The sequence below is a fragment of the Methylophaga sp. genome, from assembly GCF_048266885.1.
GTDB lineage: Bacteria > Pseudomonadota > Gammaproteobacteria > Nitrosococcales > Methylophagaceae > Methylophaga.
The window spans coordinates 40,730-62,039 of sequence record NZ_JBLWYR010000015.1; the positions used below are offsets into that span (position 1 = coordinate 40,730).

Below are 21,310 nucleotides of genomic sequence, written 5' to 3' on the forward strand. Positions count from 1 at the left end.
ATCAAGTATGAGGTGAGTCTTAGGTGAAATCAGGCGCGGTTCTTTTCGCGGATTTCATCCAGAGTTTTGCAATCGATACAAAGTGTTGCTGTTGGACGTGCTTCCAAACGGCGGATGCCGATGTCAACGCCACATGACTCACAGTAACCGTAATCACCTTTGTCCATATCAATCAGTGATTCTTCGATTTTTTTGATCAGTTTACGTTCACGATCCCGGGTGCGTAGCTCCAGAGTAAATTCTTCTTCCTGGGTTGCACGGTCATTAGGATCTGGGAAGTTTGCTGCTTCATCCTGCATATGGTGAACAGTGCGGTCAACTTCTTCCATAAGTTGCGAGCGCCATTTTTCGAGAATCCCCCGAAAATGCTTTACCATATCTTTGCTCATGTATTCTTCATCACTACCCGGTTGATACGGGGTGAAACTTACATCATCTTGGTTCGGGTCCATTGTTGGCAAACCTCATACTTTCTAAAAACAAGGGCGCATCTATACCAGAAGCTTCCGGCATGTGCAAAATAATTGACCTATTTTAACTCATTTTTAAAGATTAAGAGACACATGAAACATTTAAAAGCCGTTATATTTGACGTGGATGGAACCCTTGCCGAAACCGAGCGTGATGGGCACCGTATCGCATTCAATCGCGCATTCGCCGAAGCCGGTCTGGACTGGCATTGGGATGATCAACTTTACGGAAAATTATTGGCTGTAACCGGAGGCAAAGAACGCATCCAGTATTACTTGGAAAACTTCCATCTTCAGTGTGGTTTTGCTGGCGATTACGGTGAAATGATCGCCAAATTACACGCCGATAAAACCCGACATTATGTTGAGCTGCTAGAGAATCAAGTGATTCAGTTACGCCCCGGAGTAAAAAGGCTAATAGCAGAATTACGATCTGCCGGTATAAGATTGGCTATCGCTACCACGACTACACCAGAAAATGTCATGGCATTAATTAAAACTACTTTAGGTGAAGAAGCTCTGGCCTGGTTCGACGCCATCGCGGCAGGAGATGTAGTGCCCACCAAAAAACCTGCGCCAGATATTTATAATTACTGCCTAGACCAATTGCAGTTAACAGCTGATGAGTGCCTGGCGATTGAAGACTCCGCTAATGGATTGTTATCTGCTCATAGTGCTGGAGTAAATACCTTGGTAACGGTCAATGCTTACACAGCGGATGAAGATTTCCTGCAGGCAATATGTGTTGTTGATCAACTGGGTGAACCAGACTCACCCTGTAAAGTCATTGCTGGCTCACCTATCAACTCGAGTTATATCACTGCTCAGTCAATTCAGGATCTCCATGCACAAGCCATTTAACATTGCACAACGCGCGTTGGATATAAAACCGTTTCAGGTGATGGATATTTTGTCGCAGGGGAAAGTCCTGCAGGCTGAGGGCAGGGATATTATTCATCTGGAAATCGGTGAACCCGATTTTAAAACCCCTCAGCCGGTTATTGATGCAGCAATTGCTTCTTTACAAAATGGCGATACGTTTTATACACCATCACTAGGCTTGATGCCGTTACGGGAAAAAATTGCTGATTGGTATCAACAACAATACGGCATTACGATTTCACCGCGACGAATTGTCATTACGCCCGGAGCATCAGGCGCCTTATTATTAGTTATGGGGGCATTGTTAGAAGCAGGCAAACATTTGTTAATGACTGATCCAGGATATCCCTGTAATCGGCATTTCGCCCGTTTTGTTGAAGCTTCTGCCGTTTCAGTTCCTGTGGCTGCCGAAACGGCCTATCAATTATCACCTGAACATATTGAAAAATACTGGAATCAGGATACCCAAATGGCCCTGGTTGCCACACCGTCTAACCCTACCGGAACCATTATTGATAAAGACGGCTTAAAAGCCCTCTCAGAGGCCGTTAAAGCAAAACAAGGACGACTAGTTGTTGATGAGATTTATCATGGACTGAATTACGATGGTGTGCATTTGCCTTCTATCCTGGAAGTCGATGATGAAGCGATCGTCATCAATAGTTTTTCTAAATTCTTTGGCATGACCGGTTGGCGCTTGGGTTGGTTAGTAGTACCAGAAAATCTTGAACCTGTAATGGATCGTTTGGCGCAGAATCTTTTTCTGGCAGCACCCACTACAGCACAACACGCTGCCTTGGCGGCATTTGATTCTGAGAACCTAGCTATTCTTGAACAACGACGAGTAGCTTTTGAAAAACGCCGGGATATCTTGTTACCAGAATTGCAAGCATTAGGCTTTTCCATTCCAGTCAAACCACAAGGTGCGTTTTACATTTATGCAGACTGTAGCAAATTATTGAATGACAGAATCCCCGACGGTATGGCGCTATCTAAATATTTGCTGAGTGAGGCCGGAGTCGCGATTACGCCAGGCAACGATTTTGGTTTACATCGTGCCATTCAACATGTGCGGTTTGCTTATACCACCGATGAAAAACGCCTAATTGAGGCCGTTGAACGAATTCATATTGCGTTGAATAAATTATAGGGCGATATACCACAGATGAAACCCCATCAAGTTGCAGATAGTTATGATCAAATTGCTGAAGTTTGGAACAGCGATAAATTTAATCGAGAAAATGGCATCAAACAGCACGAACGGGCAATTGCTTTTGTAAAAAATAAAGCTAAAGCATTAGACATTGGCTGTGGAGCCAGTGGACGCATTATCGATTTGTTGATCAGTTACGGTTTTGATGTGCAAGGGCTGGATTTATCAGAAAAGATGCTGAAATTTGCTCGCAAACGACATCCAAACCACACCTTTTATCATGCCGATATTTGTGAATGGCAGTTTCCTCAGCAATACGATTTTATTTCAGCTTGGGATAGCATTTGGCATTTGCCGTTAAATCAGCAGCAACCAGTTTTGAACAAGTTGATTGATGCTTTAACTCCGGGTGGTGTACTGATTTTTACCACTGGTGCTATGGATACGGCTTCTGAAAAAAACGATGCTGCTATGGGACCACCAATGTACTACAGTGTGTTGGGTATCCCTGAAACCCTGAGGCTAATTGATAAGGCCGGAGCGGTGTGCCGACATCTTGAGTATGATCAATACCCAGAATTACATCTCTATCTTATCGTGCAGAAACAAGATGCAGTTTGTGACTAACTCCCCGTTAGGTTCGACTCAAATAACTCGCAGAATTTGAGTCGAACCTAATGATTACGAGTTGTCTTTTCAGCTAAGAATTAATGATACTGTTTTGCCGCTTGAATCACTTTTTTCGACAGGGCTTCGTCTGTACAGTGATTGGCAATGTCGCCTAAGGAAATAACGCCTACCAGTTCTTCGTTTTTAGCATTATTTAACACTAAAAACCGTTGAACCTGTTGATCAGCCATATTTTGAATGACTTCCTCTACAGGCTTATCTTCATAAGTATATAAAACACGTTCAGTGGAAATGTTTCGGGCTTTTTGATGCGGATCTTTAGCCTCAGCAACCACTCTCAGAGCAATATCTCTGTCGGTTATCACACCGACAATTCGATTATCTTTGCTCAATGGCACAAACCCTACATCTTTATCCCGCATGGTTTGACAAACCTCTTGAATACTCACACCTGCATCAAGGTAAAAAGGGTGTTTAGTCATCACATCTTTCACTCGCATCATAGAATTTCTCCTTTGATATTCTCATTTGAGAAGAGATGAAAAGGCAGCCAAAAAGGTCGACTGCCTCTTAAACAGATGGTGATAACAATTTAGATTTCAACATTAATAGACAATGAACACTTATAGAAACTGCCCAATAGAACGTCACTTTACCTAACCGTAAAGCTCAGTATGTTGATGTGATAGCAAGGCCTAAACTACTTGTTTAGCGGAAATGCTTCTCCAAACTCTTCAATTGTTGCAAACAATCACGCTGACTTAAAAAAGCCAGTGATTCTGATGGTTCAAGCCAGGATTCAAGCTGCTGAAAGCTGTTTGCATGCTTGACTTTCCATTCAGCCAGAATGCGAGGGGGATGAAATTCTGGAGGATTTCCCGTGTTGTCTGGTAATTGAGCTATGTGCCACTCACAGAGCTGAGGATCATGAAGCAATCTCACAAAAGCATGCTGTTCGTGTTGAGGTTCTATGTGGGAAAGTTGCTCTTCTAAAGCGACTAGAATCGGCGCGGGAAACTTTTCCTCTGGAGCACGCAGTAGACCTAACCATTTAATAAGTTTAGTGCGACGAGCGCCACCACTTAACCAGGATAAGGGGATTGATAACATCAATCCTCCAGTAATCGGTAATAACCAGTAAAACATTTCTTTACTGAGCAGTAGCGATATGATGGCAAGAATAATCCCAAATACCGTATGACCGACATGAGCCCTTGCGACGGCTGACCAGCTCAATGCTCCATCGTCACGCGATTGAGGCATCCAACCACTGTCTTTACCACGAAATATATTAACGACTACACCAAATTGATGCACCATCAATATCGGTGCGTATAAGGCTGACATTATCATTTCCATAAATGTGCTTAGGGTAAGCAGAATTGGCCCGCCAAACTTCATACAGCGAGGAATATTAATCAAGGCTGCAAACCAGCCAAATATCTTCGGCGCAATGACGATAGCCATGGAGACAAAAAACAACGTGAGGGCACGCTCCGAGTCAAATACAGGCCAGGTTGGAAATAACGACGGATTCGCAAAATACTCAGGTCGCACATACCGTGCTTGTACCGCAATGGCCAAGCCTACTACGATTAAAGACAGCCAGAATACCGCGCTCAAATAAGACATGAGTCCCGAAAATATATGTAAGCGGGTAGGCAGTACAAAACCCTGAGCAAACATAAATGGGGTGTGTTGCAGATTACCCTGGCACCAACGCCGATCACGAATCATGACATCAATTAATGAGGGGGGTGACTCTTCAAAGGTAGCCTGAATATCGGTATCAAATCTGACGCCCCAACCAGCACGCCGTAAGAGTGCAGCTTCAATAAAGTCATGGCTTAATACATGCCCACCAAACGGCGGTTTGCCAGGCAAAATCGGTAAATGAGAAGATTCAGCAAACGCACGGGTACGGATAATCGCGTTATGTCCCCAAAAATTAGATGACAAGCCATGCCAAGCAGACAATCCTTCCGCATAAATAGGACCAAAACAGTGATTCGCAAATTGCTGTAAGCGGCCATAAAGTGTGTTAGCTCGCACAATGGTCGGAAGGGTTTGGATTAATCCTACGCCTGGTGAAGCCGCCAAACGACGAGATAAGGTCAACATGCATTCGGCGCTCATAATACTGTCTGCATCCAGCACTATCATCGCTTCATAAGATGCGCCCCAACGTTTCACCCAATCGCCGATATTACCTGCTTTGCGTTCGTGATTATTTTGGCGACGACGGTAATATACCGGGCAACCTTTTTCGTCTTTATTAACTAAATCCAAAAACGCTTGTTCTTCAGCAACCCAGGCATCTGCTTTATTGGTGTCACTGAGGATAAAAAATGCGTACTTACCGGGCGCTTTGGCCAGCAGGTCTTCACGCATAAGCTTAAGTGCGGCTTTGATACGAAGCGGATCTTCGTTATATATGGGCAGTAAAATGGCGGTGGTAAATTCAGCTTCTTGTTCAGGCTGTTTTATTAACCGTGGTTTGAGATGTAATAAAAATCCCAATAAAGCTTGAGCAAAAGCAAAAGATACCCATAGAAAGTTAATACTAAACAGTATTAAAAATAACCACTGTAAGTATGTGACATTATTAGTGGTACTTAATACACCATAGATTTCAGTAATACCGTAATAGGATAGTCCCAACATTACTATCAAAACGAACAGTCTCGATACCAGTGTTCTTAATATGTAAAAAAAGGTCCGTTGATTGTGTCGCATCGACAAGCCTTGTTCATATACACCATGGCGGGGCATTGACAGTGGGGCTTCAGCCGGCAGAGCGCGTTCAAAGGCGGTATTTTTGTCAGTTTTATCAATCCGTAGATTTACACTCATAGAGAATTATTCCAATCCCTGTTTAGCCATCTGTAAAGCCAAGTTGGCGCCGCATATTTATCATCTTTGTTTAACTGTACGCGTATTTCAGCGACATCTGCATCTTCAGGATCAAACGTGATGGTCACCCGAGCACCATTAATATTCGGATTTGCTTGAATTCGACGTTCTATAATCTTGCCTTGGCTGATGTGAGCTACCACGTTAATGTGTTCAATATCTTTACTATCTATGTTGTTGTAATCAAGGACTATTTCTTTATTTCCATCAAATAATTTAAGGCCAGAAATACTGCGAACGATACGAGGACTGGTCTCATTATCTGGAACATCATCAGGGGAGGTTAACTTATATGCGTATTCATAAGGTTCGCCTTTTTTTAAGCCTTCAGCAGGTTTCCAATACGCCACAATATTGTCATTTTCCTCGGAATCGGAAGGAATCTCAACCAGTTCAACCTGGCCTTTCCCCCAATCACCTACTGGTTGAACCCAGGCAGAAGGGCGTTGGTGATAGTTCGCTTCTAGATCCTGATAATAATCAAAATCTCGATGCCTTTGAATCAAACCAAATCCTTTGGGGTTTTCATCCATAAACGCACTAATTTGAAGTGTCTGCGGGTTGTTTAAAGGGCGCCATAGTCGCTCGCCTTTACCATTACGCATCTGTAAACCTTCGGAATCATGCACAGCAGGGCGGTAATCCAATTTATCCGGACGATCCATGCCTCCGTATAAAAACATAGAGGTCAATGGAGCTAAGCCAACATGTTTAATATCTGTTCGGGGAAACAACACCGCTTCAACATCAATTTTACTTGGTGCGTCAGGGTGGATACCAAAACGGTAAGCTCCCGATACGCTTTTACTGTCTAGTAATGCATGAACTACGATGGCATCTTGGCTTGATGAAGGACGTTCAATCCAGAACCGTTTAAAAATAGGAAATTCTTCGCCTTTAGGCTGCGCCACATCAATTGCTAAACCACGAGCAGAAATCCCATAAATCTGACCTTTAGAGACTAAACGAAAGTAACTGGCGCCCTGGAAAACAATGAATTCATCCTGGTAATCATTATTGTTTAATGGGTAGTGCAGACGAAGGCCAGCATATTTACCAACTTCAACTAATTTTTGACCAATCGCTTCATTAGGAACTTTAAAAGAGGTTTCTGATAATTCCAGCGGAAATGATCTTCCACTTTCAACGACATCAATATCGATTAAATCCTTGTACAAAAATCCTGGCGCAAATAATTGCACAGAAAACTTTGTGGGCGTTCCACCCCAAATGGCTGCGTTTTCCTGAAAGTTGATTTGACGATAAGTGGAATAATCCAGTTTTTTTAATTCTTCTGGTGCATTAGCGGGTTCTTTGAAAGGCTGATCTGCAAGCTGACGAGCAAGTTCGATAACTGTTTCACGGGAAAACTCAGTTCCTTCAGAAGGCTTGTCTTCATTGGTTTCTGCGAAACCTGATTGTATAAATAACGTAAAAAAAACAGCGGTAAACAAACCCAAAATAGTTTTTAAAGAGCTTGGTGACTCGATTTTTTGATGTAGAGAATGATTACTCAACATGCGGTTAAATCCTTATTGCGGTATTAAAAGTAGGATAATATTCGGGAAGGTTCTGTCGAACAGTACGCGGGATATCGATAACTAAAATTACAGATTGAGCCAACAGCCTCAATAACTTGAGTTAATCATATCTGACGCTATTTAATATGCTAAACCAAAGCTGAAATTTCTTCTCGAAATTTATTAAGACCAGGTAAGGATCGTGGAAAAAAACAATACCATTCAGGATAGAGCTAATGAAGTGATCTGTGATTGCAGTGGAACCACGCGCGGTAAGATCATGAGTTTAGTAGAGCAGGGTGTGATTGATACGGACACTATCTCTCGGAAAACCGGCGCAATTTCTGGGTGCGGGTCTTGTGATTATGAGATTGAAACCCTATTGGATGAGCTTGTTGTTAAATAGCAACAAAATCGACATTTGTTGTTAACTCTCCATTCTTTCAACAGTTTTTAATAAAGAGTCCATATTTCTTCCCAGCATCGCGGTGAGATTTTCCTTTTAGACGTATGAAAGTTCTTGACTCGCTAATAAGAACCATTAACATTCGCCTTTACATTTCTTAACGTCTCCTAATTTATACAGAGGAAATCAGCATGGCAGATGGCGTTCGCAAATCGCGAAACTTTAAACTTTCACCTATCGTATCAGCGATAACCTTGGCATTTGGAACAGCTGCCTATGCTGAAGAATCAGTCAATTTGCCAAGCCTAGAGGTTCAAGCTCAGGAAGAGGGTGCTTACAAAATTGATAAATCAGCTAATCGTAAATTCACTGCTGATTTAATTGATATGCCTAAATCTGTCACAGTCATCTCTGAACAAGTTATTCAGGATAGTGGTTCACAAACATTCTCTGAAGCTTTGCGCATGTCCCCCGGTATTACCTTGGGTGGTGGTGAAGGTGGTATTGCGATTGGTGATCGTCCGTTTATTCGTGGTTTTGATGCTTTTGCCTCTATTTATGTTGATGGTGTTCGTGATATTGGTTCACAAACCCGTGAAATTTTTGCGATTGAGCAAATGGAAATCCTTAAAGGGCCAAGTGGTGCGTTTGATGGCCGTGGATCTGCAGGTGGCAGCATCAATTTAGTGACGAAGCAGGCGAGAGAAGGAGATTTTCTTTCTGGCTCAGTTGGTGTGGGTACCGATAGTTACCGTCGGGCAACTATCGATGGCAATACGATGCTAGGTGATAACGCTGCCTTCCGCATGGTCGGTATGGTGCATGATGCAGATGTTGCTGGACGTGATGAAGTAGATGTTAAACGTTGGGGTATGATGCCATCTCTTACACTGGGTTTGAATTCACCAACCAGTGCAACGGTAAGTTGGTACCACTTAGAAACTGACGATACACCTGACTGGGGTTTGCCGTATATCCAAGATGCTGATGGCCTCCCGCAAGGCTCACCTGTTGGTAATGAAGACAAATGGTATGGTGTTAACGGCCGTGACTTTATGGAAACTGAGTCTGATATTGCGACTTTGACTATTAGCCATGATTTCAATGAACGCATCACGCTGAGCAACACCACGCGTTATGGTCTGACAACCAATGAGTATTTTGTTACCCGTCCAAATATTAGCAGTGCTCAATTTGCTGATGGTGTTGTCAGTCGAGCAAATTCGCGTGATCGAGGTAATAGAACTGAAACGATTACAAATTTAACCGATCTTTCCTTGGCTTTCGAAACAGGTTTTATTAAACATTCTTTAAATACCGGCTTTGAAATCAGCCGTGAAGAAAACCGTAACCGCGGTTTTAATGGTGGTGGTTTGGTTGGAGGTAATGTGACTCCAATTGATGATCCTGATAATGATGCCGCCTTTAATCCAGTTCTTCGCGATAACTTTGCTGGTACCGAAGCCGAAACTGTTAACCGATCTGTTTATGTCTTTGACACCATGGAGTTAAGTGAAAAATGGTTGTTAAATGCGGGTGTTCGTTATGATGATTATCAAACTGAATACGATCGTCGTAACTCCACAACGGGTGTAACCACTGAAAGTCTGGAAAACGACAAGGACTTTTTCAATTATCAGCTTGGACTGGTCTACAAAATTCAACCTGACTTAAACGTTTATGCTGCTTATGCAACTTCCTCTTCTCCCGTTGGCTTATCGTTGGGTGATTTTGAGTATGCCGGTGGTCAATTAACCTCTGAAACTGAGGATTTAGATCCTGAACGTAGTAAAACTTTTGAAATTGGTACTAAATGGAATGTATTGGAAAATCTAGAATTAACAGCCGCCCTTTTCCATACTCGTAAAACCAATGCTCGTGTGACAACAGGAAATACTATCTCTAATGCTGGTGAGGCCGAGGTAAATGGATTTGAATTTAGTTTTGCTGGGCAGATTACGGAGCGTTGGAATGTCTTTGGTGGTTACACCTATCTGGATGCAAAGCAAACCAAAGAAGGGACAGATGATGATCTTAACCAATTCGGGGCTGCCGGAACCAAAGGCAAGCAATTGCCTGGTGTAGCCAGACAAAGTGCCAGCATCTGGTCAACCTATCGTGTGCTGGATGATTTAACACTGGGAGGTGGAGCATTCTTTATGGATAAAGTGTATTCAAACCCAGGCAATACTGGCCACATTCCATCTTATGTACGCTGGGATGCGATGGCAAAATATGACATTAATAAAAATCTCGACTTACAGTTGAACGTGCAGAATCTGACAGATGAACGTTATTTTAGTACGACTTATTTCCGTCATTATGCCGTTATGGCTCCTGGCCGCTCAGCGTTTTTGACATTAAACTTCAATTACTAAAAAACTCGGTAGCATTTTGCTACCAGCGTAATTTGGTTATAGTCTCTGTGGGTTTCGAATCCACAGAGACTATTTTGTTTTAAAGATTAAAAAGGTTGTCTGGATGTTATTAAGCATTGCTGATGTGTTAACCAAAGCTCAGGTCAAAGAATGTCGAAAACTCCTGGATAAAGCTGAATGGGTGGATGGTAATGTCACCTCTGGGCATCAGTCAGCACTTGCAAAAAATAATATGCAATTACCAGAAGATAGCCCTGTTGCAAGGCAAATCGGTGATTTCATTCAAGATACATTGGGTGCCAATCCATTATTCATGTCGGCGGCTTTACCGTTAAAAGTTTTTCCACCTTTGTTTAATCGATATGCAGGAGGGCAAGAATTCCAAACGCATGTGGACAATGCCATTCGGGTATTGAGAGGTACTAACTTTCGAATTCGTAGCGACTTGTCGGCAACTTTATTCTTTTCAGAGCCTGAAGAATATGATGGCGGTGTATTAACTATTGAAGATACCTACGGCACACAGCAGGTGAAACTCTCCGCCGGATCGATGGTTTTGTATCCTTCAAGCAGTCTGCATCATGTGACACCGGTTACCCGTGGTGCACGAATATCTTCTTTTTTCTGGATGCAAAGCATGGTGCGAGACGATGCACAGCGGGCGATGTTGTATCAATTGGATCAATCTATACAAACCTTAACTCAACAATTGGGTGGTAAAGATCCACAGGTGATCAGTTTGGCTGGTATTTATCACAACTTGTTACGTATGTGGGCTGATAGCTAACTTGTAGTTGATTGTATTTGAGTAAGGCTTTGCAGACGCCCAACATATAAAGCAGTTGCGCCAGCAACAGCCACCGGGATAATCAGAAAGTTCAAAATGGGGATCATTGTTGCCCCCAGGGTTGTCATGCCAAAGCCTAAAGCCAGCGAACGTTTAGTTTTCAGCAGTTCACGTTGTTGTTCAAAACCCATTAGGTGGTTTCCCAGCGGGTAATCATGATAATCAAGCGCCAGAGTCCAGCTAGAAAAAAATAGCCATAACACGGGGGCGATAAGATTCAATCCCGGTATCCACGATAAGATAAATAGTGGAATCATCCATTTCAGCAAATAAGCTAATTTGCGTAATTCATTAAAAATCATCCTTGGCGTATCAGCAATTAATTGCCAAAAGGTTTGTTCGGGTGGTGGTTGATTGGAAAGGCGTTTCTCAACCGCTTCAGCCAGTAATCCATTAAACGGGGCAGCAACAATATTAGCGAGTATGGAAAAGGTGAAAAAAACGATCAACACAATCAAAATGGCAAATAATGGCCAAAGGATCCACATCAAGGCGTTGGACAACCATTCTGGTAACCATGTCGGTGTTAACTGGATCATCCAATAATCAAATTGGCTGATGCCAAACCAGATAGCGCCCGCAAACAGCAAGGTATTTATCAGGATCGGTATAAAAGCAAAACGTCGTACCCCTGGTTGATTAATGAGTTTGAAACCGCTTAATAAATAACGCGAACCTTGTATAAAATCACCCATAAATCATTGCCTTATTGAAATAATGTAAGACCATCTCTCGCTAGCAAAGCGCTACCATAGGCAGCTTCTGTTTGTTCGGTAGATTTAAATTCAGCGTGTAGCAGAGATTGACGAAGCTGTGTCCACACAGCATTTTTTGAACCGCCACCAACGCTGCGAACAGAACATAATTTTGTCTCACTTAATTGTTGCAAACAATCGTATCCAGATTTTTCAATCTTTGCGATGCCTGCCAGTAAGCCATGTAAAAAAAGCTCATCTTCTGCTGGACGTGGTTGCAATCGTGGCGGGTAATTTGGATCGGCAATAGGAAAACGTTCGCCGGGTTTAAGCAGTGGATAATAGACCGCTGGTGATTGGTGTAAATCAATTTTCTTGCTTAACGCCATTAATTGTTCATCAGTAAAAAAATGTCTTAAAACTACTCCACCAGAATTAGAAGCTCCACCACAAAGCCAGCGGTTTCCCAGCTTATGACTGTAAATGCCTCTATCAGCATCAAATACCGGATTCTCACAGATTAGCTTTAAAACCAACGTTGAACCCAGTGAGGTCACAGCATCACCAATCTTATTTGCCCCTGTTGCGATAAAAGCGGCGAGACTATCGGTGGTGCCGGCTTTGATAAGCGGTGGTAATGATTGTGTGAGACCTATCATTTGCATGACGGATTCTGAGAGTTGACCTATCACGGCGCCCGGGGCAACTACAGCGGGTAAAACATGCTTTGGAATCAGTGATGCTATCCAGTCAGGCCATTGGTTTTTCACAACATCAAAACCCGATTTCAGTGCATTGTTGTAGTCGCTGATACCGGGTTTTGCGCCGAGTTGAATCGACAACCAATCAACTTGATGCGTCAGATAATAGTGTTCTGGCAAAGCCAGCGTGTTTTGTAAATAAAGTAATTTTGCCAAGCCGCTGCTGGCGCCTTGTGCTGCAGAATAAGCTGGTACAACGTTTGCGATTTCTGCACTGGTCTGTGCTGCACGCTGGTCGTTGTAAATCAACATATCACTGAGTGGATTTCCCTGTGGGTCACATAACATAACTGAGCCTGAAGTCGCATCAATGCTGATGGATTCAATTGTTACGTCGGGAATTTGTTTCAGCAGTTTGTGTAAAGTATCTAACAGATACTGCGACTGTTGTTGGGGACTTGGATAGGGTTGAGGTGCGGGGGGGAAAGTCTGTCGAGATTGGGCAATAATATTGTCGTTTTGATCTATGGCGCACATCCGGCACCCAGAGGTGCCGAAATCAATGCCAATCCATGCGCTATCGCGCATTTTTATGGAAGATGAACTGGTGTTGGAGCAACCCAACCTTCTTTACGGTATTCAGCAACAACATTGGTATAAACACCGCCACGTACATTAAAAATACCAGTGACACGCATAAACCGTGGTTCAGTTGCAGCGACCAAATCGGTCAGGATCTGGTTGGTCAGTTTTTCATGAAAACCGCCTTCTTCACGGTATGACCAGAAGTACAATTTCAGAGATTTCAGTTCAACGCATTTCAGATCGGGTACATAATCAATCTTAATCGTGGCAAAATCCGGCTGACCGGTTTTAGGGCACAGGCAAGTAAATTCAGGTGTTTCGATGTGGATGGTATAATCCCGCTCCGGTACAGCGTTATCGAAGGTTTCCAGTTGTTTGCTTGGTAGCGTAGACATAGGTAATCTCTAAGTGTGAACAAAACCGTTATTATCCCTGAGTTGGTAGATTTAATTAAGTGTTTGAAATCATTCTCCTGTCTGTAGTTGTTTTAGTGGCGCTGGTGATCGGCGGCTGGTATACCCATTCGCGGCAACAGCAGCGTGCACAAGAATTTGAGCGCGAACTGGATCGGTTTGATGAAGCTGACAATAGCGATTTTCATGCGCGATTTGATTCGGTATTTGCGCAAGATACTGTGGATTTATCAGATGGCGTAAATGTTCGCTTAGATTCAAATGAAAAAGTCATTGATGATGATTTTGACGAAATAGAAATTGACGAAGATTTTGATGATGCCGAAGTAGACGAATCCCCAGATTGGGAAATGGTAGTGGCATTAACCATCATGGCCCCTGAATCACAAATGTTTACCGGCCGTGCTATCAAATCAGCATTGGATCAACAAGAAATGCACTTTGGCGATATGCAGATTTATCATCGCTATACCGTCAATAATCGCCGTCAGACACTATTCAGTGTCGCCAATATTTTGGATCCTGGCACTTTATTGCCAGACCAATTAATCTCAATGAAAACACCGGGACTATTGATGTTTGCTCGTCTTCCTGGGCCAGTTAATGGCTTAACGGTATTTGATTCTATGCTTGATACCGCTCAGCAACTCACGGCCTATCTGGGCGGTATTCTTTGCGATGAAAAGCGTGAGCCGATTACGGATAAACATTTGGAAGCCACACGCAACCGGATTTTTGAATTAAATTTATCTTTGCAGACAGGCAATAAATCTGATGACGATTTCAACTGAAATCAGCGATCGAGCAGCGCAGCTTCGAAACTTAATTAACCGTAACAACTTTCTCTATTACAGCGCAGATGATCCGGAAATAACCGACGCGGAATATGACCGTTTGTTTGCCGAATTAAAACAGCTAGAAACCAATTATCCTGAATTAGTTACCCCTGATTCTCCTACACAACGTGTTGGCGCTGCACCGTTAGATAAATTCACTCAAGTTACCCATGCGATGCCGATGTTATCGCTGGATAATGTGTTTGATGAAGCCGAATTGACTGCGTTTAATCAACGGGTTTTGGATCGTTTAAATACCGATATTGTGATTACCTATGCCGCTGAACCCAAGCTTGATGGTTTGGCGATCAGTATTCGATATGAAAATGGTTTACTGGTGCAAGCGGCCACTCGTGGGGATGGTGCAGTAGGTGAAGATGTCACTGAAAATGTTCGCACTATTCGCAATATCCCATTGAAACTTCAAGGTAAAAACGTTCCACAAGTTGTTGAAATTCGAGGTGAAATCTATATGCCTAAGGCAGGTTTCGAAAAGCTCAATCAACAACGTTTGGCCAACAATGAAAAATTGTTCGTAAATCCACGCAATGCAGCAGCAGGATCATTAAGGCAATTGGATTCTTCTGTTACAGCCAGCCGTCCTTTGTCATTGTTCTGCTATGGACTAGGCGAAATTCAGGGCATGGATCGTCCGGCCAGTCACACTGAAGCCATGCAGATTATTAAACAATGGGGTGGGGCAGTTTGCCCCGATACCAAACAGCTGCAGGGTGTGGATGAATGTTTGGACTATCTGCATCAACTTGGCGAACGGCGTGCCAGTTTGCCTTACGATATCGATGGCGTGGTATTCAAAGTTGATGACAGTCGATTGCAGGAACGTTTGGGATTTGTTTCACGAGCACCGCGTTGGGCCATCGCCTATAAATTTCCTGCGCAAGAAGAAACCACCCAAGTTCTGGATATTGAAATTCAGGTGGGTCGCACCGGTGCATTAACTCCGGTAGCACGTTTACAACCAGTGTTTGTTGGCGGTGTCACAGTCAGTAATGCCACGTTACATAATGAGGACGAAGTTCGCCGCAAGGATGTTCGCATTGGTGATACGGTGATTATTCGCCGGGCAGGGGATGTGATCCCGGAAGTTGTTCAAGTGGTGAAAGACAAACGGCTGACGAATGCTGCTGAGTTTGTGATGCCCACTCATTGCCCGGTTTGTGGGGCAGAAGTCGAACGGGTTGAAGGTGAAGCCGTTGCCCGTTGCAGCGGAGGTTTATTCTGCGGTGCACAACGCAAGGAAGCCATTAAACATTTTGCTTCACGTAAAGCATTGGACATTGATGGCCTTGGCGATAAGCTGGTTGAACAACTGGTTGATGCTGAACTGATTAAAGATCCAGCTGATTTGTTTTATCTGAACAAAGAACAGTTTTCGGCTTTGGAACGTATGGGTGACAAATCTGCCGAAAATCTGGTCAATGCATTAGAGCAGGCCAAAAATACCCGCTTCGCGCGATTTTTATATGCATTAGGTATTAGAGAAGTCGGTGAAGCCACCGCGAGATCATTGGCATTGCACTTTGTCGAATTAGACAAGTTAACCAAAGCCAAAGAAGACGAATTAATCGAAATTGAAGATGTTGGGCCAGTGGTTGCCCATCATATTTATACCTTCTTCCAACAAACTCACAATCTGGATGTGATTCAGCGGCTGTTAGAAGCCGGGGTGAACTGGCCGGAAGAAAAACCGGTGTATGCCAATTCGGAATTGGCTGGCAAAACCATCGTGCTGACTGGCACCTTAGAAAACTTGTCACGCAGTGAAGCCAAAGAAAAATTATTGGCGTTAGGTGCCAAAGTGGCTGGCAGCGTTTCAGCCAAAACTGATTATGTGGTGGTTGGCAGAGATGCCGGTTCCAAATTGAATAAAGCCCAATCTCTCGGGATTGATGTGGTCGATGAAGCGACCCTAATACAGTGGATTAATTAAATGAGTGCAGTTGCGGATGCCATCAAAAAAGTCGCCACAGGCCCCCATCTGAGTAAAGATCTCAGCCTTGAGGAAAGCCGTGAAGCGATGCAGGAAATCCTCTCAGGTGAGGTTGATCCAGTGCGAGTGGCGGTCATGTTGATTGCACTTCGAATGAAACGTGAAACGGATGAAGAAAATCTAGGGCTACTCTTGGCTATGCAGGAAAAGACAGGACAGCAAATTCTCGATGTTGAAAATGTGATACTGCTTTCTGATCCTTTTAACGGTTTTAGTCGTCATTGTCCGATTGCTGCATTTTTGCCAGCAGTCATGGCATCTTGCGGGTTACCAGCATTATCACAAGGTGTGTATGAAATGGCGCCGAAATTTGGTGTCACACATGCCCAAGTTTTAGAAGCAGCGGGTGTGAATGTTCAATTGTCGGTTCCTGATGCCGTCGAGCAATTAAATAATACTAATATCGGCTGGGCTTACCTGGATCAGGCGATTACCACTCCTAGTTTGTTTGCTTTACAAGATTTACGACGTTTGATGATTAAACGTCCAAGCTTGGCAACATTGGAAAAACTGGTGATGCCGGTTAAAGCAAAAAAAACGCATTTACAAATTGGCTTTGTGCATAAAGCCTATCCTCCAGTGTTAGCCTATCTGGCAAAACAAAGCGGCTTTGATAGTGCATTGATCGTACGCGGTCTGGAAGGCGGCATTGTGCCGACCTTACGTGAAACGTCAGATAACTTTTTATTGATCGATGGTGCATTAAAACCCTGCTCATTAGATCCACAGGCATTTGGTGTCAGCCAACAAACCCGCGGCGTGATGCCGGATCAAGAACAACTCACAGCAGCAGAATCTGCACAGCGTGGTTTATCCGCTCTGCAGGGTGAAAAAGGTGTGGCCTATGATTTACTGGTTTATGGCACGGCTATGGCCTTATGGCATTGTGGTTTGGTTACAGATCAAATGGCGGCAGGCGATACGGTCAGAAATACTCTGGATTCAGGTAAAGCCTTTGCTGCTTTTGAAAAAGGTAAAAAAAGATGATTCTGCAACAGCAATTACAATTTGAATTGAAAGGGCGAAGCACCACCAATATTACTGATGAAGTGGCTAAAATTGTGGCTGCATCTGGCATCACCACTGGCACATGTCATGTGTTTGTCCAGCATACTAGTGCTTCTTTGATGATTTGTGAAAATGCCGATCCTGATGTAAGACGTGATCTGGAAACGTTTATGCAGCATATCGTGCCGGATGGTGACGCAATGTTCTTGCATCAGGACGAAGGTCCGGATGATATGAGCGCGCATATCCGAACCGTTTTGACTAATCCTGATCTAGTTGTACCCGTCAGCAACGGTAAATGTGCTCTGGGTATCTGGCAGGGAATTTATTTATGGGAACATCGCACGCATCGCCAGCAGCGTCGTGTGATCGTGACAGTACAAGGTGAATAATAATGAATGAAGAATTTGAACAGGATCACCTTGATGAGGAGTTTGATTGGTCTTCGATTCCGAAAAGCAAATCTCGCATTAAACGTGAGCTTGATGAGCTGAAAAAACTAGGCGAGGACTTGATTGATTTGCCTAAAAAAGATGTATTAAAGCTGGAGCTGGACGAAGATTTAACTGAAGCAGTGATCAACGCCCAATCCATGAGCAAAGGCGCTTTAAAACGTCAGAAGGGTTATATCGGCGGCATCATTGCTCGACTGGATCATGAAGAAATTCAGCAGAAACTGGAACAACTGAAGCAGCCGAAACAAGCTCAAACCGACCAATTTCATCAACTGGAAAACTGGCGTGATCGATTAGTAAATGAAGATGATGCTGTTTTTACGGAGCTACGTGAACAGTTTGAAGACTTTGATAATCAGCATGTAAGACAGTTAGTACGTAATGCTAAACAGGAAGCCGCCAAACAACAGCCCCCAAAATCCGCGCGTTTATTGTTTAAATACTTACAACAACTACAACAAAATCAGTGATCGATAAGTTCAATCAGGAAGCAAGCACCACCCAGGTAACTTTGCTGCACACTGATTTTACCTTGATACGCTTCGACAATATCACTGGCAATTGCTAATCCTAAACCCTGGCCTTCAATCTGGGTGTCCATACGTTTGCCGCGCTTGATGATATCAGCGCTGGCATGGGCTGGAACACCTGGACCATCATCTTCAATACGCACAATAATTCTTCGATTTTGTTGGCGCAGTACGATGTTTACTCGCTTATCACAGTACTTAAACGCATTTTCCAACAGGTTACCGAGTAACTCATACATATCACCCTCATCGGCATGCAACATGGCATCGCGTTCTATTTCACATTGGGTATGAATATTTTTGCTTTGATAGACTTTTTTAAGTGAATTCATCAGTTTATTAATGATTTCACCAATCGAAACTGGCGCTAGCAAATTACTTTTGCCTTCAGTGGCAGCACGTTGTAATTGATAATCGACTAAGGCATTGATGCGGTCTAACTGCTCTTCGCCCGTTAATTTGCAGGCGACCACATCATCACAACTTTCCAGTTCAGAACGTAATAAAGCCAATGGGGTTTTTAGACTGTGAGCCAAATCAGCCAGTGAATTTTTATAGCGTTGTCGGCGAGATTGCTCGTGATCTAGCAGGTTGTTGATATTGCGAGTGAGTTGTTGCAGTTCGCTTGGATAATCATCACCCAGACGTTGTTGTTTACCAGCTTCAATCGCATGTAGATCGGCTGCGGCTTTATGTAGCGGCTGTAAACTCCAACGCAAAATTAACCATTGGGCAATCAACAGCATCAATCCGGTTCCACCGAGCCAGTACCAGAGATTTAACTGAAACTCATCAATCTGTGCTTCCAGCATGTGCTGATCTTCAGATACATTGATGGTGTAATCAAAATGCTCACCATCATCATTTTCCCACACAATACCAAAGGCAAGATTCTGTAATTTCATGCCGTTATCAAGATTAATTTGGCTGAAAAGCTGTTCAGATGGACCTGGATGGTAGGGAAGTGCCAAAAATAAACCAATTGCTGAAGGGGATTGCCAGACAATTTTATTGCCACTGGTAATTTGAGCGTAAAGGCCCGAATTCGGAATAGAAAATTTTGGCTCAGCCAGACTGTCCTGCATATGTAATTTGCCATCGTGGCTGATTTCAGCGGCGGTTAGCAGAGTATAAACATAGTTCAATAAACGCTGTTTTTGCGCCGTTTCAGCACTGCTGGCAAAGGCATTAAATAAACTGAAAGCAGAAATACCCAAAAAAGCACTTAATACCAAGGTGATGGCGATTAACTGTCGATTGGTCAGCGATAAATTGAGTTTATTCACGTGGTAATGTCAGTCGGTAACCACGGCCACGTAATGTTTCAATCGGGTTGAGGCTTTTATCGGGATCCAGTTTGTTACGCAGCCTTTTAACAAACACTTCAATGACATTGCTGTCGCGATCCTGATCCTGATCGTATATATGGTCGGTCAACTCGGTTTTGGAAATGACTTCTCCTGCATGCAGCATCAAATAGTGCAACAAACGATATTCAAATGCAGTTAATTCGATTGCAGACTGATGAACCATTACTTGTTGAGAAGCTGGATTGAGTTCAACTGGACCACAACGCATAGATGATTGTGACCACCCGGCAGCACGACGTGCCAGCGCGTTCAAGCGAGCTAATAATTCTTCGAAATGAAAAGGTTTGACTAGATAATCATCAGCACCGGCTTCAAGACCTTCGACTTTATCTTGCCAGCGACCACGAGCGGTCAGAATTAAAATGGGAAAAGTAATGTTTTGTTCACGTAACTGTTTTATCACTTCAATGCCGGAGAGCTTTGGCAAACCCAAATCAATAACGGCAACATCATAGGGATATTCGGTGCCCAGAAATAAACCATCCTCACCATCTGGGCTCATATCAACGGTGAGTTGATGCTGGCGTAGATGCTGACCAATTTGTTCCCTGAGGTGAGGTTCATCCTCAATTAATAAAACACGCATGTTATTGCATTTGGTATCCGGTATCCCGATCCAGTCGGTAAGTTTTCAGCTTACCATCTTGATGTAAAACTTTGACGCGGAAAATCGTATGATTTTGATATTGTTCCTGATCTACTGATAAAACCCGTCCACCGGTTTCAACTTGTGCTAATTCTGCGGCAGTTTTTTTGGTTAGAGGCAGAGCAATGTCATTAATACTGGTTCCAGCTTCCGCTTCTGGCGGTAAGTGATCGGTATAACCCGATAAAGGTGCAGTCAGCATCATAAGAAATAGATACCAGGAAAATTTCATGTAATAACCTTAATTTTTGTATGCTTGTTATAAAAGGATAATAGCAAACTCAAAGCAGTGGGTGAATGCATTATTTTGGACCCTGTTGAGGTTGGACTGGACCAATTGCATTGTCAGCTCGGGCTCGTAAATAGTTATAGAGTTGTTCACGACCATTGATGACTTGTTGATTATCTTGAAAACCGTGAGTGAGATCATTACGACCTTTTTGACCTTTAAACAGCACTTGCATAAATTCGTCTTTGGAAGATTGGTTGAGGCTTTTGGCTAAATTTGGCCCGGCTAGTCCTTGTGCAAAAGTACCGTGGCACCGAGCACACCAATTTCGATAGAGTAAATAGCCTCGATAGGTTTGAGCATCCAATTTATTGCCATCGGTGACAGTATATGGAGTTTGAGCCTGAGCTGAGCCAAACCAAAGGGTGGTACAACAAAGAAATATGAATCCAGTTAGACGTAAATACATAGCTGCTTATTGACCATTTTAATGAGTAGGGTTTGGTGAGCTTAACATGACATCATTTTGAGCCCAGTCAGCTGTTGAAGAGACTATCTCCGTCAATGGACATTGTGATAAAAAGTTTAGGAGAAACTTTATGGTGGATACGATTTACGTTAGCTTTGTTTCT

General features: G+C 43.3%; 22 protein-coding genes. 11 read left to right on the forward strand and 11 right to left on the reverse strand.

Annotated features, from left to right (window positions below; translation table 11 throughout):
* Nucleotides 1–29: 29 nt before the first annotated feature.
* Entirely contained in the window at nucleotides 30–452 is a 423-nt protein-coding gene (dksA, locus tag ACN0V2_RS08850; RefSeq protein ID WP_069295949.1) for an RNA polymerase-binding protein DksA, read from the reverse strand.
* 111 nt (nucleotides 453–563) lie between these two features.
* Here dksA and ACN0V2_RS08855 point away from each other — a divergent pair, with 111 nt between their 5' ends.
* The 3 genes from ACN0V2_RS08855 to ACN0V2_RS08865 are packed head-to-tail and all read left to right on the forward strand — an operon-like array spanning nucleotide 564 to nucleotide 3,132.
* Entirely contained in the window at nucleotides 564–1,331 is a 768-nt protein-coding gene (locus ACN0V2_RS08855) for an HAD family hydrolase (RefSeq protein ID WP_417550448.1), read from the forward strand.
* Entirely contained in the window at nucleotides 1,315–2,502 is a 1,188-nt protein-coding gene (locus ACN0V2_RS08860) for a pyridoxal phosphate-dependent aminotransferase (RefSeq protein WP_417550449.1), read from the forward strand. Before ACN0V2_RS08855 ends, ACN0V2_RS08860 begins: the two co-directional genes overlap by 17 nt.
* A gap of 15 nt (nucleotides 2,503–2,517) precedes the next feature.
* Nucleotides 2,518–3,132: a class I SAM-dependent methyltransferase gene (locus ACN0V2_RS08865; RefSeq protein WP_417550450.1), complete on the forward strand. Its 615-nt coding sequence runs from the start codon at nucleotides 2,518–2,520 to the stop codon at nucleotides 3,130–3,132.
* Between the two features lie 80 nt (nucleotides 3,133–3,212).
* Here the strand turns inward: ACN0V2_RS08865 and ACN0V2_RS08870 are convergent, their stop codons facing one another.
* From ACN0V2_RS08870 to ACN0V2_RS08880, 3 genes are all read right to left on the reverse strand, one after another.
* Entirely contained in the window at nucleotides 3,213–3,638 is a 426-nt protein-coding gene (locus tag ACN0V2_RS08870) for a CBS domain-containing protein (RefSeq protein WP_417550451.1), read from the reverse strand.
* A 205-nt stretch (nucleotides 3,639–3,843) separates the two neighbouring features.
* Nucleotides 3,844–5,988, reverse strand: coding sequence for a glucans biosynthesis glucosyltransferase MdoH (gene mdoH, locus ACN0V2_RS08875; protein WP_417550452.1), 2,145 nt, complete (start codon nucleotides 5,986–5,988; stop codon nucleotides 3,844–3,846).
* Nucleotides 5,985–7,568 carry a glucan biosynthesis protein G gene (locus ACN0V2_RS08880; RefSeq protein ID WP_417550453.1) on the reverse strand — a complete coding sequence of 528 codons (1,584 nt, stop codon included), beginning with the start codon at nucleotides 7,566–7,568 and terminating at the stop codon, nucleotides 5,985–5,987. Before ACN0V2_RS08880 ends, mdoH begins: the two co-directional genes overlap by 4 nt.
* A gap of 202 nt (nucleotides 7,569–7,770) precedes the next feature.
* On the opposite strand from ACN0V2_RS08880, the gene ACN0V2_RS08885 reads away from it, so the two are divergent.
* The 3 genes from ACN0V2_RS08885 to ACN0V2_RS08895 all read left to right on the forward strand — a co-directional run bounded on the left by ACN0V2_RS08885 (nucleotide 7,771) and on the right by ACN0V2_RS08895 (nucleotide 11,139).
* On the forward strand, nucleotides 7,771–7,974 hold the full coding sequence (locus ACN0V2_RS08885) for a (2Fe-2S)-binding protein (RefSeq protein WP_417550454.1): 204 nt from the start codon (nucleotides 7,771–7,773) through the stop codon (nucleotides 7,972–7,974).
* A 191-nt stretch (nucleotides 7,975–8,165) separates the two neighbouring features.
* A complete protein-coding gene (locus ACN0V2_RS08890; RefSeq protein ID WP_417550455.1) occupies nucleotides 8,166–10,352 on the forward strand; it encodes a TonB-dependent receptor in 2,187 nt (728 codons plus the stop codon).
* 103 nt (nucleotides 10,353–10,455) lie between these two features.
* The gene (locus ACN0V2_RS08895; RefSeq protein WP_417550456.1) at nucleotides 10,456–11,139 is read left to right on the forward strand and encodes a Fe2+-dependent dioxygenase; all 684 of its coding nucleotides are present in this window, start codon (nucleotides 10,456–10,458) and stop codon (nucleotides 11,137–11,139) included.
* Here ACN0V2_RS08895 and cysZ read toward each other — a convergent pair.
* Genes cysZ through queF form a run of 3 tightly spaced genes read right to left on the reverse strand, consistent with a single transcriptional unit; the run spans nucleotide 11,136 to nucleotide 13,575 of the window.
* A complete protein-coding gene (cysZ, locus tag ACN0V2_RS08900) occupies nucleotides 11,136–11,894 on the reverse strand; it encodes a sulfate transporter CysZ (protein ID WP_417550457.1) in 759 nt (252 codons plus the stop codon). The genes ACN0V2_RS08895 and cysZ overlap by 4 nt on opposite strands.
* 11 nt (nucleotides 11,895–11,905) lie before the next feature.
* Nucleotides 11,906–13,183, reverse strand: a complete 1,278-nt coding sequence (locus ACN0V2_RS08905) for an FGGY-family carbohydrate kinase (protein ID WP_417550458.1) — start codon at nucleotides 13,181–13,183, stop codon at nucleotides 11,906–11,908.
* 2 nt (nucleotides 13,184–13,185) lie between these two features.
* Entirely contained in the window at nucleotides 13,186–13,575 is a 390-nt protein-coding gene (queF, locus tag ACN0V2_RS08910) for a preQ(1) synthase (protein WP_014707089.1), read from the reverse strand.
* 59 nt (nucleotides 13,576–13,634) lie between these two features.
* Here queF and ACN0V2_RS08915 point away from each other — a divergent pair, with 59 nt between their 5' ends.
* Genes ACN0V2_RS08915 through yjgA form a run of 5 tightly spaced genes read left to right on the forward strand, consistent with a single transcriptional unit; the run spans nucleotide 13,635 to nucleotide 18,373 of the window.
* Nucleotides 13,635–14,384, forward strand: a complete 750-nt coding sequence (locus ACN0V2_RS08915) for a cell division protein ZipA C-terminal FtsZ-binding domain-containing protein (RefSeq protein WP_417550459.1) — start codon at nucleotides 13,635–13,637, stop codon at nucleotides 14,382–14,384.
* Nucleotides 14,368–16,380 (forward strand): NAD-dependent DNA ligase LigA, encoded by a 2,013-nt coding sequence (gene ligA / locus ACN0V2_RS08920; RefSeq protein ID WP_417550460.1) that lies wholly within the window; start codon nucleotides 14,368–14,370, stop codon nucleotides 16,378–16,380. The genes ACN0V2_RS08915 and ligA overlap by 17 nt, the downstream gene beginning before the upstream one ends.
* A complete protein-coding gene (locus ACN0V2_RS08925; RefSeq protein WP_417550461.1) occupies nucleotides 16,381–17,427 on the forward strand; it encodes an anthranilate phosphoribosyltransferase in 1,047 nt (348 codons plus the stop codon).
* On the forward strand, nucleotides 17,424–17,840 hold the full coding sequence (locus ACN0V2_RS08930; protein ID WP_417550462.1) for a secondary thiamine-phosphate synthase enzyme YjbQ: 417 nt from the start codon (nucleotides 17,424–17,426) through the stop codon (nucleotides 17,838–17,840). Before ACN0V2_RS08925 ends, ACN0V2_RS08930 begins: the two co-directional genes overlap by 4 nt.
* 2 nt (nucleotides 17,841–17,842) lie before the next feature.
* A complete protein-coding gene (yjgA, locus tag ACN0V2_RS08935) occupies nucleotides 17,843–18,373 on the forward strand; it encodes a ribosome biogenesis factor YjgA (RefSeq protein ID WP_417550463.1) in 531 nt (176 codons plus the stop codon).
* Here yjgA and ACN0V2_RS08940 read toward each other — a convergent pair.
* The 4 genes from ACN0V2_RS08940 to ACN0V2_RS08955 all read right to left on the reverse strand — a co-directional run bounded on the left by ACN0V2_RS08940 (nucleotide 18,367) and on the right by ACN0V2_RS08955 (nucleotide 21,147).
* Entirely contained in the window at nucleotides 18,367–19,719 is a 1,353-nt protein-coding gene (locus ACN0V2_RS08940; RefSeq protein ID WP_417550464.1) for an ATP-binding protein, read from the reverse strand. The two genes, yjgA and ACN0V2_RS08940, sit on opposite strands and share 7 nt — an antisense overlap.
* Entirely contained in the window at nucleotides 19,712–20,389 is a 678-nt protein-coding gene (locus tag ACN0V2_RS08945; RefSeq protein WP_417550465.1) for a response regulator transcription factor, read from the reverse strand. Before ACN0V2_RS08945 ends, ACN0V2_RS08940 begins: the two co-directional genes overlap by 8 nt.
* Nucleotide 20,390: 1 nt before the next feature.
* Entirely contained in the window at nucleotides 20,391–20,681 is a 291-nt protein-coding gene (locus ACN0V2_RS08950; RefSeq protein WP_417550466.1) for a PepSY domain-containing protein, read from the reverse strand.
* A gap of 70 nt (nucleotides 20,682–20,751) precedes the next feature.
* A complete protein-coding gene (locus tag ACN0V2_RS08955) occupies nucleotides 20,752–21,147 on the reverse strand; it encodes a c-type cytochrome (protein ID WP_417550467.1) in 396 nt (131 codons plus the stop codon).
* Between the last annotated feature and the right edge of the window lie 163 nt (nucleotides 21,148–21,310).

Excerpts from the sequence above, each read along its gene's own strand:
- ACN0V2_RS08950 (WP_417550466.1), bottom strand. The coding sequence starts at position 20,681 with ATGAAATTTTCCTGGTATCTATTTCTTATGATGCTGACTGCACCTTTA.
- ACN0V2_RS08865 (WP_417550450.1), top strand. The coding sequence starts at position 2,518 with ATGAAACCCCATCAAGTTGCAGATAGTTATGATCAAATTGCTGAAGTT.
- ACN0V2_RS08860 (WP_417550449.1), top strand. The coding sequence starts at position 1,315 with ATGCACAAGCCATTTAACATTGCACAACGCGCGTTGGATATAAAACCG.
- queF (WP_014707089.1), bottom strand. The coding sequence starts at position 13,575 with ATGTCTACGCTACCAAGCAAACAACTGGAAACCTTCGATAACGCTGTA.
- ACN0V2_RS08880 (WP_417550453.1), bottom strand. The coding sequence starts at position 7,568 with ATGTTGAGTAATCATTCTCTACATCAAAAAATCGAGTCACCAAGCTCT.
- ACN0V2_RS08905 (WP_417550458.1), bottom strand. The coding sequence starts at position 13,183 with ATGCGCGATAGCGCATGGATTGGCATTGATTTCGGCACCTCTGGGTGC.
- ligA (WP_417550460.1), top strand. The coding sequence starts at position 14,368 with ATGACGATTTCAACTGAAATCAGCGATCGAGCAGCGCAGCTTCGAAAC.
- ACN0V2_RS08955 (WP_417550467.1), bottom strand. The coding sequence starts at position 21,147 with ATGTATTTACGTCTAACTGGATTCATATTTCTTTGTTGTACCACCCTT.
- ACN0V2_RS08925 (WP_417550461.1), top strand. The coding sequence starts at position 16,381 with ATGAGTGCAGTTGCGGATGCCATCAAAAAAGTCGCCACAGGCCCCCAT.
- mdoH (WP_417550452.1), bottom strand. The coding sequence starts at position 5,988 with ATGAGTGTAAATCTACGGATTGATAAAACTGACAAAAATACCGCCTTT.
- dksA (WP_069295949.1), bottom strand. The coding sequence starts at position 452 with ATGGACCCGAACCAAGATGATGTAAGTTTCACCCCGTATCAACCGGGT.
- ACN0V2_RS08930 (WP_417550462.1), top strand. The coding sequence starts at position 17,424 with ATGATTCTGCAACAGCAATTACAATTTGAATTGAAAGGGCGAAGCACC.
- ACN0V2_RS08855 (WP_417550448.1), top strand. The coding sequence starts at position 564 with ATGAAACATTTAAAAGCCGTTATATTTGACGTGGATGGAACCCTTGCC.
- cysZ (WP_417550457.1), bottom strand. The coding sequence starts at position 11,894 with ATGGGTGATTTTATACAAGGTTCGCGTTATTTATTAAGCGGTTTCAAA.
- ACN0V2_RS08945 (WP_417550465.1), bottom strand. The coding sequence starts at position 20,389 with ATGCGTGTTTTATTAATTGAGGATGAACCTCACCTCAGGGAACAAATT.
- yjgA (WP_417550463.1), top strand. The coding sequence starts at position 17,843 with ATGAATGAAGAATTTGAACAGGATCACCTTGATGAGGAGTTTGATTGG.
- ACN0V2_RS08895 (WP_417550456.1), top strand. The coding sequence starts at position 10,456 with ATGTTATTAAGCATTGCTGATGTGTTAACCAAAGCTCAGGTCAAAGAA.
- ACN0V2_RS08890 (WP_417550455.1), top strand. The coding sequence starts at position 8,166 with ATGGCAGATGGCGTTCGCAAATCGCGAAACTTTAAACTTTCACCTATC.
- ACN0V2_RS08870 (WP_417550451.1), bottom strand. The coding sequence starts at position 3,638 with ATGATGCGAGTGAAAGATGTGATGACTAAACACCCTTTTTACCTTGAT.